Genomic DNA, 14281 nt, shown 5'->3' with positions numbered 1-14281 from the left:
GGATCGGCTGGGACGGTCAGCCCTTCCAGACGACCTTGTCGGTGCCGCCGGCGTCGCGATAGACAACGCTGTCGGGCGCTGTACCGCCGCGCACGTCGAAGTAGATCCGGCCCGATGTCTGACTTCCCGGCGCGATCGCTTGGTTGGGCAGACCGTCGATCTCGTTACCCTTCATGTCCGCGTAGGTCGAGCTGTTGACGGCTCGCGCGTTGAAATCGGAGATGTTCGGAGTGGGCAAGCCGTTCACAGCCTGGGCTGTGACGTCCGAATACCAGATGCCGTCATTGTGACCACTGGGCTGCAAGTTGCTCACGGTGTACTCGATGGCGCCACCGGGGCTGGGTATCTCTGCCGATTGGCCGAACTGGAGCGCTTCGGGGTCGGCAAGCGCCGGCGCTGCTGCCAATACTCCTGCCGTCACGATCCCCGTAGCAACTGCCGTCGTTTTCGCTGCGATCTGTGAAACCGCCACGTCAAGCTCCCTTCGCCAGTGCCGTTGTCCAGGCGTAATTGCCGTTTGTTCCTCGGTCGGTCTATCCAAACTGGCGGATTTCAAACCTGCTCGGCATCGCCGGGCGCCCTGGATGGCGACGACCGTCGGCGTCACACATCTGAAAACCGTTGACGTGACCAACGATACGGCGGTTGGACCACCGCGCCGACGGCGTCGAAGTAGGGTCTGCGCATGGACCTCGAGCCGGTCGAGCAGCGTATCCTGGGCAGCCTTCTCGAGAAGCAGGTCACGGTTCCCGCGTCGTACCCTCTGACGCTGTCTGCCCTGCGCACCGCCTGCAACCAGACCAGCAGCCGCGAGCCGGTCATGGACCTTGACGAACGAACGGTCGAGCTCACTGCCAGGGCACTCAAGGACCGTGGATTGTTGCGCATCGTCTGGTCTGACACCGGCCGGCGCACTCTGAAGTATCACCAGACACTGTCGGAGCTCCTCGACCTGGGCGACGACGAGCGCGCTGTGCTCACCGTGCTGCTCCTGCGCGGACCTCAGGCCCCTGGGGAGTTGCGCACCCGAACCGAGCGGCTGTTCCCGTTCTCCGACCGCGGCGCGGTCGAGGCGTGTCTGGAACGCATGGGCAAGCGTGACCAACCTCTGGTGCGGCGGCTCGACCGGCGGCCAGGTCAGCAGGACTACCGCTGGGTACACGAGCTGGGCCGGGTCGAGACGGGAGAGCCACCAGCGCGGCCGGCGGTCGATCGTGAGGCGCCCATCGCCGACTCGGCCGAGGCCCGCGACGACCGGGTGCGGGCAACCTATGCTGCCGTGGCTCCCACCTACGCGCGTGAGCTGTCCGACGAGCTCGACGGGCTGCCGTTCGAGCGCTGGCTCCTCGACCGCGTGGCCGTGGCGGCCCATGGCCTGCCGATCATGGACGCCGGCTGCGGTCCGGGCCACGTGACGGCGTATCTGGCTGCCGCCGGCGCCGACGCACAGGGCCTCGACCTCAGCCCGGAGATGATCGCCGAGGCGCATCAGCGGCATCCCGACATCAGCTACGAAGTGGGGGATCTGCGGCGGTTGATGCGACCGGCGGCGGCTGCCGGGTGGGGTGCCGTCCTCGGGTGGTACTCCCTGATCCACCTCGCTGCGTCCGAACTGCCCGGCGCCGTCGCCGCCTTGGCCCGGCCACTGGCACCTGGCGGCGTTCTGGTGCTCGGTTTGCATGCGGGTGCCGACGTGCGCCGGGTGACCAGCTGGTTCGAGACGGAGGTTCCGGCACTGGACGTCGTGTTGCACGACGTGACCGACGTCATTGCGGCTTTGCAAGCGGCGGGGCTCACCGATGTCGAGTGGTATCTGCGCGGACCGCATGAGTGGCGGGGTGAGACCACGCAGCGCCTCTATGTCGTGGCCCGGCGGCCTTGATGCGCGAGATGCGACCCCCGACGGTCCGATACTTGATGTGGGACAAGGGATCCCGATCTGCAGACCGTGTCCTACGGCAGCAGGATGTGGTCGGGCGTCACGGTTGCGACGAATCCCCGTGCCCCGGCGGCAAGTTCGCTGTCTGCGGTGGCCAACGCGTCCGCCTGCAACTGGGCCAGTGCGATGTATTCGGCCCGGTAAGTGTCCGGCCAGTTCAGTTTCGCGGCTATTCGCCATGCGTGGTCTTGCAGTGATCGGTCGCCGAGGAGCCGGATCCGCAGCCCACGGATACCGTCGAGAATCCTGCGGCCGGTCGGTTCGTCGATCTGGCCGCGATGCACCGATTCATACACGAGAGCCAGCGCCTGCGAGCGCAGCAACGTCGGGGCAGCGAGGCTGTGCTGCGGTGGAATGTCCACTGTGTCGGTGACGAGGTCGATGGCCACCTGTGCATCGATGACGAACGTTGTCATCCCAGCACCATGGCACAGGTCGGTGCCGTTGTTGGCTAGCTTGGTCTCATGACAAGCGGCCCCGTGACGGACTGGCTGTTGGACTCCGATCCGGCCTTGCGGTGGCAAGTCGAGCGCGATCTGCTCGACGCCGCACCGGAGGTATGGGAAGCGACGCGGACACGAATCGCAACCGATGGCTTCGGCGCGCGTTTGCTCGCTGTGCAAGATGCTGACGGCCAGTGGGCGGGTGGTTCCTTCTTTCCGAAGGATTACGACTACGCCGACGCCGAGCCGTCGGAGGCGGGTCAACCGTGGACAGCGACCACTTGGACGTTGAACACGTTGCGAGAGTGGGGTCTTGACGTGTCCGTGTTACGGGAGCGCTGGACCGCCGAGTTGCTCGAGGAGCACAGCCGCTGGGACTACGACGGCTCGCCCTACTGGTCGGGTGAGGTGGACTGTTGCATCAACGCCTGGACTCTGGCCAACGGAGTGTGGCTGGGTGCCGACGTCAATGGCATTGCCGACTGGTTTCTCGAGCATCAACTGACCGACGGCGGGTGGAACTGCGAATGGGTTGACGGGTCGCGCCGGTCGTCGTTTCATTCGACGCTGAATTCACTGAAAGGGCTGCTCGCCTTCGATGCGGCCACCGGCGGCACATCCGATACCCGCGCCGCTCGCCGTAGCGGCGAGGAGTACCTGCTCGAACGCCACCTGCTGCACCGGCTGACGACGAATCAGCCGGTGGGGCGATGGATCAACGACTTCATCTACCCCATGCGTTGGTCTTACAGCGCCCTCAACGCTTGTGAGTACTTCCGCCTGGCCGCGTTGCACGACGGCACCCTCCCGGATCCTCGGATCAGCGAGGCGATCGGCATCGTTCGTGCGGCCAGGAGGCCTGATGGCAGGTGGTTGCAGACCGGTCGCCAGCCCGGTCGTGTGTGGTTCGAAGTCGATGTTCCAGCCGGCCAGCCCTCGAAGTGGCTCACGTTGTACGGGACACGGTTGCTCACCTGGTGGGATTCTGCGAGATAGCTGGTCAGAAGTTGTAACGCCGGCGCGATTGACTTTGCGGAGGGTTAGGAAGAACATCGCTCTACACCTATCGAAGGGGCGCGCCATGGCCGGTGGGACCGATGTGAAACAAGCGCTCGGGGTGGAGGGCATCGTGGTGCGCGGGGTTGAACCCGCCGACGGCGACGAGTGCGCCCGCATCGTCTATGAGGCCTTCGCCGGCGTGCACGACTATCACCGATTCCCGCGTGACTTTCCGACGGTCGAAGCGGCTTCGCAACTGACCGGCAGTTTGATCGCACATCCCCGGTTCTGGGGCGTCGTCGCGGAGGCCGACGGCCGGATCGTCGGCTCGAACTTCCTCGATGAGCGGGGCCCGGTGCTCGGCGTCGGGCCGATCACGATCGATCCCGCTGTGCAGGGGTGTGGTGTCGGCCGGCGCCTGATGGAGGAAGTGATCGGGCGGGGTGCCGGAGCGCGTGGTATTCGGCTTTTTCAAGACTCCTTCAACATGCAGTCCCTCGCGTTGTACGCCTCGCTGGGCTTCGAAGTCAGGGAACCAGCTGTCGTCATGACCGGAACTCCCAAGGGCGGGCCGCCGAGCGGCATCGAGGTCCGGCCGCTTGAGGAGGGCGACATCGCGGAGTGTGAGCGACTTTGCCTGCGCATCCACGGATTTGAGCGCACCGGCGAATTGCGCGACGCCCTCGGCGCGCCGATGCTCTCCCCAGTTGTCGCGGTCCGCGACGGTCGAATCACTGCCTATGCCACGACGGTCACCTTCTTCCCCGCGGCCTACGGCGTGGCGGAGACCGAGGACGACATGTGCGCCTTGATCGCGGGGGCAGTCGTGGGAGGCGAAGTGCCTGCGTCTTTCATCCTGCCGACGCGGCAGGGGGTTCTCTTTCGGTGGTGCCTGAGTCAGGGTCTACGGCCGATCAAGCCGCTCACCTACATGACGCTGGGCGAATACCGCGCGCCGGAGGGCGGCTGGATTCCTTCGATCCTCTATTAGGCGCTGGGACGGCTGAAAGGCGGCCAAACCGCGAGGCAAAAGTCTCGTGTCGGTTTCAGTTGAGCAAAGGTCCTGCAGCCTACTCGCGATACGACGGTCGACACCGTCTCGACGGCTCTATCGTTGGCTGCTGTGGTCGAGGAGGGGAACTATGTGAAGCGCTGTCGCACAGCGCTTCATCTGATCATGTCGGCAATGGTGGCTGCCGCCGTCGGACTTGCCATCCCGCCAGTAGCTCATGCGGCTGCGGCTGCGGCGACCCTTTCGGTGACGTCGACGTGGCAGACCGGTTTCATCGCCCGCTTTGTCATCACCAACGCGAGCACAGTGCCGCTCAGCGATTGGAAGCTGGAGTTCGACTTGCCACCAGGCGAATCCATCTCGCATACGTGGAGCAGTACTTTCACGCAATACGGCACGCACTATGTTGTCGGCCCGGCGAATTGGAATCGCATCATCCCACCCGGCGGCACCGCAACCGGTGGGATCAGGGGCGTGCTGAGCGGCTTCTACACACCACCGTCGAATTGTGTTCTCAACGGCCAATATCGGTGCAGCTAGATCGCTGCCAGTTCGCGCCTTCAAGTGGCAAACAGTCTCGCCGTCCGTTCTTCATGACGCATGCCGCTGATCTCCAAAGCGGGTGTTGTGCTGGACAGGTCGTGCAACGGGCGTTCGCACGCCTCCTTTGACAGCTGAACCGCCAGTTCGGCGGCGCGGAGTTGGATGCGTTGGCTCTGCAGCGGACCCAGTCGGCCCAGTCGCACCGCGGCACTGAGCAGTGACGCCATCATCGATTGCATCGACCCCAGCACGGCGACGTGCCGGGGGATACCCAGCCGACACTGGACCGCACCCTCGACAACCGCCGCGTGCCCGGGAAAGGTCCCGTCGATCACCCCGGCGATGTACGGATCGCCGTCGACCATGCCGATATCGGTTGCGGTCGCGGCCAGTTGGCGGCCGATCGATGTCGACGCGGTCCTGGTGTTGCCGAAAAGCTTGTACGACGCGGTCAGCTCGTCGAGTTCGGCCAGCCGGTGCGGGTGTTCAGACATCGCCCAGGCGTGCGCGGTTATCGTGGCATCCAAAGGGGCGTGGCCGTGGATGAGGTAGCCGAGCACGGTGGCCTCGATGGCGTCGGCATCGGCCTCGGGATGGCCGGCCAGCCATTCCTCCAATCCGTGACTGTGCACCAGCCGTCCTGCGGGAAACGCGCTGTCATGTAACTGCATCCACAACGCCGCCCCGACATCCGGGTCAGTGGTGATGGCCGGCATGGTTATCCGCCGAGGTTCGGGACCATCCCTGGCGGGCCATCACGACGTCGCCTACTTCTCCCACCAGGCCCAGGTCTGCGAGCAGTTGCTTCGCCGCCTCGGCGCTGGTGAACAGGGGAGCGGTGAGCCCCTCTTCGTCGACGTCTATCGGAGCGTGCTGGTTACCGAGCAGGTGACCCAGTAGCAGCAGAGCCCGACCGCTGTTGTCGGCGAAACGGACTCGGACGGCCGGTTCGGCAGGACGGCGCACCACAACGACGTTGACCCCGTCGTCGCTGAGCACTGCGCCGTCGTACAGGAAGCTGCCGCGAGGCAGCTGGATCAGCACCTCGGACCCGGCATCGGTCGTGACACGTTGGCGGTGCTTACTCGCGTCTCCCCAGCCGATATCGGCGTGCTGCACCGTGCGTCCGGTGAACTGTGGGTCGGTCGCGGTGCCGAGAATGGTGTCGGCATTCATCATCATCGTGGGCACCTTTCAGTGCGGCAGGACCGCGTCGCGCACGGCGGCGTGGATGGTCTCTTGGGCATTTCGTAACGTCGGCGCACGGTCGGTGGTGATACGGGCAAAAGTCCCCGCACCACGGGGCAATTCGCCGACACCGCCCCGCACATACGGGAGGCCGGCGAGCGCCTCACGGACCACGTTGGTCACAGCCGGGCGCCCCGGGGTGAGCACCATCATGGTCGCGACGTAGTCGCCGCCGAGAAACGGCGCGACCGCCGGGGTGAACCGTTGTCGGTCACGTGCTATCACTTGTCCTTCACTGCGCACCGTGACGGCGAAGTCGCTGGAGGCGTACCGGAACCGCTCACCGTGGGCGATGCGGCCGGCGGCCACGGCTTCCCACCCGAGGTAAGTCCCGGTCGGTGAAATATCGATGTCCAGCGTCTGTTCGAATACCGAATCAGACTGCGGTATAACCGTTTTGGGGAAGTACTCCAGGATGGCGTCGGCGGATACCGTGAACTGCAGCCGATGCCTGGCTCCTGGACCGGCTCCTGCGTACACCTGGGTCGCCGCCTGGGTGGTGAGCAGAAGATGTGATCCCGACGGACACACCGCGGTGGTGCACAGGTCGTCGTCGGAGAAGGTCCCGCCGCTGGGGCTCTGCACGCAGAGCACTGCAGCGAGCGGGAACCTCTCGTCGGAATGCAGGACGGTGGTGACCCGCTGCGGATAACGCTGCCGCAGCTTGCTGATGCGGGTACGTCCCGTGTCGTCGGTGCCGACGTGAACGGTCAGCTCACCGGGTGCGATCACGCGCGGCCCGGGACGAGCATGGCACCGTCCAACAGGACATCGGTCAGTTCGATCAGTCCATGTCCGGAGCGCAGGTCGGTGAACACCGTGGGCTTGGTCGGTCGCGCGATGTCGCAGTCACGCCGCATCCCGTCGAGGTCGGAGCCCACCAGTTCGGCGAGGTCGATCTTGTTGACCACCAGCAGGTCTGCTTGTAGAAGGCCGATGCCCTTCTTACGCGGAATGTCGTCACCGCCCGCCGTGTCGATCACGAATATCCAGTAGTCGACCAGGTCCGAAGTGAAGGTGGCGGCGAGATTGTCGCCGCCCGACTCGATGAGGATCAGGTCGAGATCGTCGAACTCCGTGGCCAGGGCCCGTGCCGCAGCGAGATTGGCCGACGGGTCTTCCCGAATCGCCGTGTGCGGGCACGCGCCGGTCTCTACTGCACGCACCCGGGCCGGGTCGATGACACCGCTGCGCCGGACCCGTTGCGCGTCCTCGTCGGTCACCAGGTCGTTGGTGATCACCGCGACACTGAGCCCTCTTCGGACGAGTTCGGGGATCAACGTCTCGACCAGCCGGGTCTTGCCGGATCCGACGGGACCACCGATGCCGATGCGGATCACTTCATTCACGTTGTCTGCCTCCCTATTTCAGGGTGTAACGCCGGCCCAGTGGCACGGCTGCCATCGGGGTACTGCTGCACAGCTCACCATCCACGATCACCCGGTAGGTATCGGGTTCGATCGAGATATCTGGCAGGTAGTTGTTGTGCAGTAGATCGGCTTTTGTCAGCGACCGAGCACCGCGACAGGGCACCAGCCGGCTTTGCAGGCCCAGCTGCTCGGCCAGTCCGCCCTCGATGGCTGCCTCGGCGACGAAGTTCACGGAGACGTCGGCGGGTGTGCGACCGTAGGCGGCCCACTGCGGTCGATATTTCAGTGGTTCGCAGGTCATCAGTGAGGCGTTCGATTCACCCATCACAGACCAGGCGGGGAATCCACCCTTGAACACCACTTCGGGACGGATACCGAAGAACTTCGGCTCCCACAGGACGATGTCGGCCAGTTTGCCCGGTTCCAATGAGCCGACCTCGTGGTCGATGCCGAACAGCTTGGCCGGATTGATGGTCAGCTTGGCGATATAGCGCAGGATCCTGGCGTTGTCGGCAGGCGGTCCGCTGGTCACGTCCTCGGGTAGCGGTCCCCGGGTGGCGCGCATGTGGGATGCCAGTTGCCAAGTGCGCGCGATGCTCTCACCGATCCGGCCCATGCCTTGGGAGTCCGAACCCATCGCCGAAATGGCACCGAGGTCGTGCAGGACGTCCTCGGCCGCGATCGTCTCGCGTCGGATACGGGACTCCGCGAAGGCCACGTCTTCCCGGATACGTGGGTTGAGATGGTGACACACCATCACCATGTCCAGATGCTCGTCGAAGGTGTTGAGCGTGTATGGGTTCGTCGGATTGGTCGAGGACGGTAGGCAGTACGGCTCACCGACCACGCGCATGATGTCAGGCGCGTGCCCGCCGCCGGCGCCTTCGGCGTGGTAGGTGTGGATCGGCCGGCCGCCGATGGCGGCCATGGTGTCCTCGAAGAACCCTGCCTCGTTGAGGGTGTCGGTGTGGATCTGCACCTGCAGGTCCAATTCGTCACCGGCATCCAGGGATGCCCGGATGGCGGCGGGGGTTGCGCCCCAATCCTCGTGGATCTTGTAACCGATGGCGCCGGCAAGCCCCTGCTCGATCAGCGGTGCGACGCTCGACGCGCTGCCATTTCCGATGAAACCGAAGTTCATCGGGAAGGCTTCGGCTGCTCGCAGCATCCGGGCCAGGTTGGTGGGTCCCGACGAGGTGATACCCACCGTGACCGGCCCCAGGCCGCCGCCGATCATCGTCGTGATGCCGCTGGAGATGGCTTCCTCGACCAGTCCGGCGCTGTCGAAGTGCACGTGTACGTCGATCGCGCCTGCGGTGGCGATCATGCCCTCACCGGAGCGAATATCGGTGCCCGCGCCGATGACAAGATCGGGGTCGACTCCGGCCATGGTGCGCGGGTTGCCGGACTTGCCGATTCCGGCGATACGACCGTTGCGAATCCCTATGTCGGCCTTGCGGATACCCAAGACGGCGTCGATGATCAGGACGTTGGTGATGACGAAATCCAACGCGCCATCGCCGTTGGTCACGTCGCCGTGCACGGCCATGCCTTCGCGCATTGTCTTACCGCCACCGAAGACGGCTTCGTCGCCGTATACCGTGGCGTCGGCCTCGACCTTGGCCAGCAACTCGGTGTCGGCCAGTCGGACTCGATCACCGACGGTGGGGCCATACAGCTCGGCGTAGCGCTGGCGGCTGATCCGGTAGGTCATCTCATGCCTCCGTATCGAGGAAGCCGTGGTTGTGCATGCTGGTCATGAGCTCTCCGCTTGGTTCGGTGCTGGTCGGGCCGTTCGTTACGTCGTTCTGTCCGATGACAATCTGCTCGCCCGCGTACTGTGTCAACGAAACATCTTGTGCTTCACCGGGTTCGAACCGCACTGCGGTTCCGGAGGGGATGTCCAGACGCTTCCCGAAGGCGGCGCTCCGGTCGAAGCGCAGCGCCCGGTTGGCTTCGAAGAAATGGAAGTGCGAACCCACCTGGATCGGCCGGTCACCGGTGTTCTCGACGGTGACCGACGCGGTCTCTCTGCCCGCGTTGAGCTCCAGATCGCCTTCAGCGGTGAGGATCTCGCCGGGGTTGACGGCGAGTTCAGAGGCCGTCCTGTTACCCGGCGTGATCGCATCGTGCACGGTGACCAGCTTTTGTCCGTCTTCGAAGAAGGCCTCCACCTGCACCGAGCCCAGCAGCGTGCGCACGCCGGGCAGCACATCGTCGTCGGTCAACAGGGCGGCACCGTGCGCCGCGGCCTCGGCAACGGTGGCGCCCGCGCGTGCCGCCTCGGCGACCTCGTCGGCAATCAGGGCGCGTGCCTCCGCGTAGGTCAGGGCCAGTCCGGCGCCCCGCCGCTTGCGAGCCAGTTCGGCGGCGAGAAACAGCAGCAGCCGGTCTTCATCTTTCGGTGTCAGATGCACGTGATTTCCTTGCCGACGGACAGTCCTGCAGGTACGGGCGGGGTTGAGCCGGTTGCTGGGATGCGCACACCTGGTGGATCAGCCGCGGTCATGGTGGCGGTGAGGTGTCGGGTGAGTTTCGCCATGTGTCGTGGGCCCCTGTCGTGTGACGGTGAGTTCTCGACAGCGTAGGAACGGGCGCATCGGCGGGGCTATGGGAGGAATCTCCCATTTGACGCGCGGGCTCGCCGCGGTCTCGCAGGTGGCACTCTCACCAAACATGCCTTGCAGATGATGGTTTCGAGTTTCCCGGCCGGTGCCGGAGAGGAGCCTTACCGAACGTCGTAAGAAGTCCGCGAAAGCGGCGTGAATTCGCGGACCGCCGCATACAATCTGCCGAAACCGCGGCCCGACGCAGGCAGGGCACAATCAGTTCGGGGCAACGGCAGGAAGGGACTTCTGGCGATGGCGGGCACCTACGCCGCGATGCTCGACAGTGACACCAGCATCGAATGCCTGGCTAGCGAGGTACTCGATGCCCTTGGTAAGCGGGTGGCATCGTCGGCCTCGGCGATCTGCCTCTGGGACCCGATTCAGCGTCGGCACCTCTCGCTGGCCAACCATGGCTATCCCGATCGGGTGATGGATCACTTCAATACGTGGTTTGTCGAGCACGACCCGTTGTTCGATGCCATGCGCAGGCGTAGCTTGGGGCCACTGCGGTGGCGTGATTTTCCGGCTTACCGCACTACGTACTCCGTGACCGGGGTTTTCGCTCCGGCCGGATTCGACGAGGGGCTGTCGGCCCGGCTGGTCACCGCTGATGGCGCCTATGCCGGCACCCTCCACGTCAACTGCGACGATCCGCGCTATCCCAGCGACAACGATGTCGACGAGATCGACGCGCTGCGTTTGCAGATGGCCGAACACCTGGATCTTTCGGTGAGGCCGCGGATGGTGGCCGAACTGATGGGGCCGGAAGCTCAGGCCTGGGCGGTCGACCGGACCGGCCGCGCGCATCTGTTGCGGTTGGGGGGCCAGTGGGATTCGGCGCTGGATGAGAAGCTTGTCGGTGAGATGGCGTTGGCCACGGTGGGCGGCACCACCTCACGTTGGCACGACGGCACAGGCTGGCTGCACGTCCGGCGCATCGGGACGGCGCCACGTTTCCAGCAGGACAGCCTGCAGGCGGTCATGTTGATCACGCGCGCCGCGCTGCCGTTCGGGATCACGCCTCGCGAACTCGATGCGCTCACCCTTGCCGCGCAGGGCCTGACCAACAACCAGATTGCGGCCCGGCTGTTCATCAGCGTCCGCACTGCGGGACACCATCTGGAGAGTGCGACAGCCAAACTCGGCGCCAGCAACCGTGCGTCGTGCGTGTCCCAGGCCATGTCCTGGGGGCTGCTGTCCGGCAAAATGCTGCGTGACCTCAACACTGGGGGAGTTGCAGCCGACTGAATTCGGCTGCGGCCTCCCGCTGATCGCCCCAAATGGGAGATTCCTCCCATAGCTCCGCCGACGCGAGCGTTCCTACGCTGTCGAGAACTCACCGTCACACGACAGGGGCCCACGACATGCTGAGACTCACCCGCCGGACCGCGATCACCAATGTGCAGGGCGCACCCTGCGCAGCGCACGAAACCGACCCGCGGCCAACCATTTTCGTAACGACCAGCCAGACCGGTCCGTCCGCAGAAGGGATCGCCCGCTGATGGGTAATGTCGGACTTCTTTTCGTCGGAGTAGTGCTGCTCGTCAATGGGCTGGTGGCCATCGGAGTGGTCGATGGACGCGGAGCTGCGCCGCTGAATTTGTTCGTCGGGTCCGCTCAGATTGTCGTGCCGACGCTGGTACTGGCGCAGTCGGGAGGCGACCTTGCCGTCGTCAATGCGGCCTGGCCGAGCTATCTGTTCGGGTTCACCTACCTGTGGTTCGGGTTCATCCAGATCTTCGGCATCGATGCGCGGGGGTTCGGTTGGTACTGCTCATTCGTTGCGGTGGTGGTGACTTTTCTTGCGATCAAGAGCGTCGGTACCGACCCGGTGTTCGCCGTCATCTGGGCGACCTGGGCGATCATATGGTCGCTGTTCTTCGTGATGCTGGGACTCGGTGTGACCAGGGCCGGGCGCGTCGACCTGGGGCATTTCACCGGATGGTTCGTGATTTTGCTGGGTATTCCGACGTGCACCGTGCCGGCGCTGCTACTGCTCAACGGAGTGTGGACGACGTCCGCGGCAGTGGGCTTCGGTGCGCTCGTGGTATTGGTGATTGCGACGGCGCTTTCGGTGGCGCTGGCTCAGCGCAGTGCCCGCCGCAACGTGCCGGCTGACCTGCGTGCCCATGAATCAGCGGCAGATCTACGCGTCTGATCTGCCCTCGCGCGTCAGGTTGCGGCCTACGCCATGGGCACGAAGCGCCTGAGCTTGCCGCTGCCTTCGTTGCGCACGAGCTTCTCGACCGCACGTATCCGGACGATCGGTGAAGCGACGCCAAAGCGCTGCATCGCCTTGGCGAGCGCGGGGGACAGGTCGTCCACCCCGGCCTGCGCCACCACGAGGATGTCGGCGCCGTTCTCGGTCTGCACCACCTGGTATTCGACGATGCGGGGATCGGTTCCGAGGACGTGCCGAAAGGCGCTGGCCGGCACCATGTGTGGGCCGTACATGAAGTCGTCGTCGCGCCGGCCGCTGATGTCGGCGACCCGCGTGTACGCCAAGCCACATGCACATGGCTCGGACGTCATGGTGATCTCGTCGCCGAGGTCGTAGCGGATGAAGGGGAACGTCCGGTTGGACAAGCAGGTCGCGAGCGTGCGTCCATCCACCGATTCGAGGATGACCTCGTCCTCGCACACGTGTAGGCCGGAACCCTGGGCGCAGCCGACGGCCTGAACCCCGATTTCCGTTGAGCCCCAGAGGTTGTACAGGGGAGCGTGCCAGGCATTGACGATCGCCTCGCGGTCCGCGGGCAGCAACGGTTCGGAATTTGTGCTCACTCGCACAGGGCGGATGTGCAGGTCACCCGCCAGCGCTGCGCGCGCCAGGCGGCCGATTACGCTGGCGTACCCCACCAGGTGGGTCGGTGCGTGCCGTTCGACGGTAGCGAGTACCTCGTCGAAAGGTGCGCCGGCTTCGATGACGACGGTCTGCATGCCCACGGCGGTGGGTACGTTGAACAGCGGGGTGCTGGCATGAGGTGGCAGCCCTGCGCTGAGCACCGCCAGTCGCGCGTTCGGCACCGGTCCTTGTCTACGCTCGTCGCGGGCTTGGATACGCCAGGCAAGGCATGCGGTGGTCACGAAGAACTGCCAGTCCCAGACGTACACGCCGCGCACTCCGCTTGAGCCGCCGGAGCTGAACACCTGCCGGTCACCAGAGGTGTAGGAGAACCAGGTCTGTTCATTCAGAACACGTTCTGCCGTAACGCGATTGAGATCGGGTACGGTCACGATCGCATCCCAGTCGGCTTGTGCCTCGGCCTTCGTCAGGATGGGGACCGAAGCCAGGTCGGTGGCGGTGAGCGCATCGAGGTCGAGACCCCGCAGTCGGTCGGCGTAGAACGGCGAACGTTCGCGCGCGTAGCCGAGAAGCGATCGCAACGCCTGATCGCGGTGGCGGTGGAGCTGATCAGCCGACCAGTCGAGGCGGCCCACGTGATCGTCGAGTGCTCCTTGAACGGCGCTGAGATGTGCTGCGCGAAGGCGTTCGTACGCGGCCCGTTCCATGGCGGCTCCTATCTCTGAACCGAGTGTGTCACGAGGACAGCGCATGCGGCGCGGGCGCTGCATGCGCTGTCTGCCACTGTCGCCGTGGGCATCGCGAGAAACCCGTTACCCAAACGTGTTTGGGTTCATCGCAGACGGTCGCACTACGCTGACGGCTGCGGGGCACATTGCGATCAATGCCACATGACCCAGTCGGGGTGCGTCCGTCGGGTAGCCGGCACGGAAGAATCCGACTATCCGTGAGAAGAGCGTGTGTCCGTTCATGTCTATGCTCCTTCGACAGGTGGTGCGTCCGGTCGCGCACCGATTTTCGGGCGCGCAGCAACTATCACCCGGGCGTGCCGGTCACGGCTCGTTTGTGCGCGCAAGCCGCGCAATGCGCGATCTTCTGCTTGTGCGCATTGTGCTCACCGTCGATGGTTGCCAGTCATGTGGTGCGACCGGTAGCGAGCTCGTCGAGTCGTGCGTTGAGTGTGGCCGAGATGGCGCCGAGCGTGCGTCGGTTGAGCTGACGGTGGCGACCCCGCCCACTTTGGGCCAAGATGCTCAAATGCACTGCAGCTCAGCTCGATGCAAGAGTTTGTTTGCCCGTGAGCGAACGAGCG

The 14281-nt window shown here is 65.0% G+C and carries 15 protein-coding genes; 6 read left to right on the top strand and 9 right to left on the bottom strand.

Annotated elements, in window-relative coordinates; all coding sequences use genetic code 11:
* Nucleotides 1–16: 16 nt before the first annotated feature.
* Nucleotides 17–472, bottom strand: coding sequence for a DUF1942 domain-containing protein (locus BST13_RS21420; RefSeq protein WP_083166025.1), 456 nt, complete (start codon nucleotides 470–472; stop codon nucleotides 17–19).
* A gap of 213 nt (nucleotides 473–685) precedes the next feature.
* On the opposite strand from BST13_RS21420, the gene BST13_RS21415 reads away from it, so the two are divergent.
* A complete protein-coding gene (locus BST13_RS21415) occupies nucleotides 686–1882 on the top strand; it encodes a DUF480 domain-containing protein (RefSeq protein ID WP_083166024.1) in 1197 nt (398 codons plus the stop codon).
* A 71-nt stretch (nucleotides 1883–1953) separates the two neighbouring features.
* Here BST13_RS21415 and BST13_RS21410 read toward each other — a convergent pair whose 3' ends face one another.
* Nucleotides 1954–2355 carry a type II toxin-antitoxin system VapC family toxin gene (locus BST13_RS21410; protein WP_083166023.1) on the bottom strand — a complete coding sequence of 134 codons (402 nt, stop codon included), beginning with the start codon at nucleotides 2353–2355 and terminating at the stop codon, nucleotides 1954–1956.
* A 48-nt stretch (nucleotides 2356–2403) separates the two neighbouring features.
* On the opposite strand from BST13_RS21410, the gene BST13_RS21405 reads away from it, so the two are divergent.
* The 3 genes from BST13_RS21405 to BST13_RS21395 all read left to right on the top strand — a co-directional run bounded on the left by BST13_RS21405 (nucleotide 2404) and on the right by BST13_RS21395 (nucleotide 4933).
* Complete coding sequence (locus BST13_RS21405) at nucleotides 2404–3378, top strand: squalene cyclase (protein ID WP_083166022.1); 975 nt, start codon at nucleotides 2404–2406, stop codon at nucleotides 3376–3378.
* A 121-nt stretch (nucleotides 3379–3499) separates the two neighbouring features.
* Nucleotides 3500–4372 (top strand): GNAT family N-acetyltransferase, encoded by an 873-nt coding sequence (locus BST13_RS21400; RefSeq protein ID WP_211296147.1) that lies wholly within the window; start codon nucleotides 3500–3502, stop codon nucleotides 4370–4372.
* 186 nt (nucleotides 4373–4558) lie between these two features.
* On the top strand, nucleotides 4559–4933 hold the full coding sequence (locus BST13_RS21395; RefSeq protein WP_083166072.1) for a cellulose-binding domain-containing protein: 375 nt from the start codon (nucleotides 4559–4561) through the stop codon (nucleotides 4931–4933).
* Nucleotides 4934–4953: 20 nt separating this feature from the next.
* Here BST13_RS21395 and BST13_RS21390 read toward each other — a convergent pair whose 3' ends face one another.
* Genes BST13_RS21390 through BST13_RS21365 form a run of 6 tightly spaced genes read right to left on the bottom strand, consistent with a single transcriptional unit; the run spans nucleotide 4954 to nucleotide 9971 of the window.
* Nucleotides 4954–5652 (bottom strand): urease accessory protein UreF, encoded by a 699-nt coding sequence (locus tag BST13_RS21390; protein ID WP_083166021.1) that lies wholly within the window; start codon nucleotides 5650–5652, stop codon nucleotides 4954–4956.
* Nucleotides 5633–6118 carry an urease accessory protein UreE gene (locus BST13_RS21385; protein ID WP_083166020.1) on the bottom strand — a complete coding sequence of 162 codons (486 nt, stop codon included), beginning with the start codon at nucleotides 6116–6118 and terminating at the stop codon, nucleotides 5633–5635. Before BST13_RS21385 ends, BST13_RS21390 begins: the two co-directional genes overlap by 20 nt.
* A gap of 12 nt (nucleotides 6119–6130) precedes the next feature.
* Entirely contained in the window at nucleotides 6131–6916 is a 786-nt protein-coding gene (locus BST13_RS21380) for an urease accessory protein UreD (protein ID WP_083166019.1), read from the bottom strand.
* Nucleotides 6913–7533 (bottom strand): urease accessory protein UreG, encoded by a 621-nt coding sequence (gene ureG / locus BST13_RS21375; RefSeq protein ID WP_083166018.1) that lies wholly within the window; start codon nucleotides 7531–7533, stop codon nucleotides 6913–6915. Before ureG ends, BST13_RS21380 begins: the two co-directional genes overlap by 4 nt.
* Before the next feature lie 13 nt (nucleotides 7534–7546).
* On the bottom strand, nucleotides 7547–9268 hold the full coding sequence (gene ureC, locus BST13_RS21370) for an urease subunit alpha (RefSeq protein ID WP_083166017.1): 1722 nt from the start codon (nucleotides 9266–9268) through the stop codon (nucleotides 7547–7549).
* Between the two features lies 1 nt (nucleotide 9269).
* Nucleotides 9270–9971: an urease subunit beta gene (locus BST13_RS21365; protein WP_083166016.1), complete on the bottom strand. Its 702-nt coding sequence runs from the start codon at nucleotides 9969–9971 to the stop codon at nucleotides 9270–9272.
* Nucleotides 9972–10415: 444 nt separating this feature from the next.
* Between BST13_RS21365 and BST13_RS21360 the strand changes: the two genes are divergently transcribed.
* Nucleotides 10416–11411, top strand: a complete 996-nt coding sequence (locus BST13_RS21360) for a helix-turn-helix transcriptional regulator (protein WP_083166015.1) — start codon at nucleotides 10416–10418, stop codon at nucleotides 11409–11411.
* Nucleotides 11412–11664: 253 nt separating this feature from the next.
* Complete coding sequence (locus BST13_RS21355; protein WP_083166014.1) at nucleotides 11665–12321, top strand: AmiS/UreI family transporter; 657 nt, start codon at nucleotides 11665–11667, stop codon at nucleotides 12319–12321.
* 26 nt (nucleotides 12322–12347) lie between these two features.
* Here BST13_RS21355 and BST13_RS21350 read toward each other — a convergent pair whose 3' ends face one another.
* Nucleotides 12348–13676, bottom strand: coding sequence for a phenylacetate--CoA ligase family protein (locus BST13_RS21350; RefSeq protein ID WP_211296146.1), 1329 nt, complete (start codon nucleotides 13674–13676; stop codon nucleotides 12348–12350).
* Nucleotides 13677–14281: the final 605 nt, after the last annotated feature.

This window comes from Mycobacterium aquaticum (genome assembly GCF_002086485.1).
GTDB lineage: Bacteria > Actinomycetota > Actinomycetes > Mycobacteriales > Mycobacteriaceae > Mycobacterium > Mycobacterium aquaticum.
Note: the sequence above shows the minus strand (reverse complement) of the source record. Positions and strands in the feature narration are given on the sequence as shown.

Excerpts from the sequence above, each read along its gene's own strand:
- BST13_RS21415 (WP_083166024.1), top strand. The coding sequence starts at position 686 with ATGGACCTCGAGCCGGTCGAGCAGCGTATCCTGGGCAGCCTTCTCGAG.
- BST13_RS21410 (WP_083166023.1), bottom strand. The coding sequence starts at position 2,355 with ATGACAACGTTCGTCATCGATGCACAGGTGGCCATCGACCTCGTCACC.
- BST13_RS21405 (WP_083166022.1), top strand. The coding sequence starts at position 2,404 with ATGACAAGCGGCCCCGTGACGGACTGGCTGTTGGACTCCGATCCGGCC.
- BST13_RS21395 (WP_083166072.1), top strand. The coding sequence starts at position 4,559 with ATGTCGGCAATGGTGGCTGCCGCCGTCGGACTTGCCATCCCGCCAGTA.
- BST13_RS21390 (WP_083166021.1), bottom strand. The coding sequence starts at position 5,652 with ATGCCGGCCATCACCACTGACCCGGATGTCGGGGCGGCGTTGTGGATG.
- BST13_RS21385 (WP_083166020.1), bottom strand. The coding sequence starts at position 6,118 with ATGATGATGAATGCCGACACCATTCTCGGCACCGCGACCGACCCACAG.
- ureC (WP_083166017.1), bottom strand. The coding sequence starts at position 9,268 with ATGACCTACCGGATCAGCCGCCAGCGCTACGCCGAGCTGTATGGCCCC.
- BST13_RS21360 (WP_083166015.1), top strand. The coding sequence starts at position 10,416 with ATGGCGGGCACCTACGCCGCGATGCTCGACAGTGACACCAGCATCGAA.
- BST13_RS21355 (WP_083166014.1), top strand. The coding sequence starts at position 11,665 with ATGGGTAATGTCGGACTTCTTTTCGTCGGAGTAGTGCTGCTCGTCAAT.
- BST13_RS21350 (WP_211296146.1), bottom strand. The coding sequence starts at position 13,676 with ATGGAACGGGCCGCGTACGAACGCCTTCGCGCAGCACATCTCAGCGCC.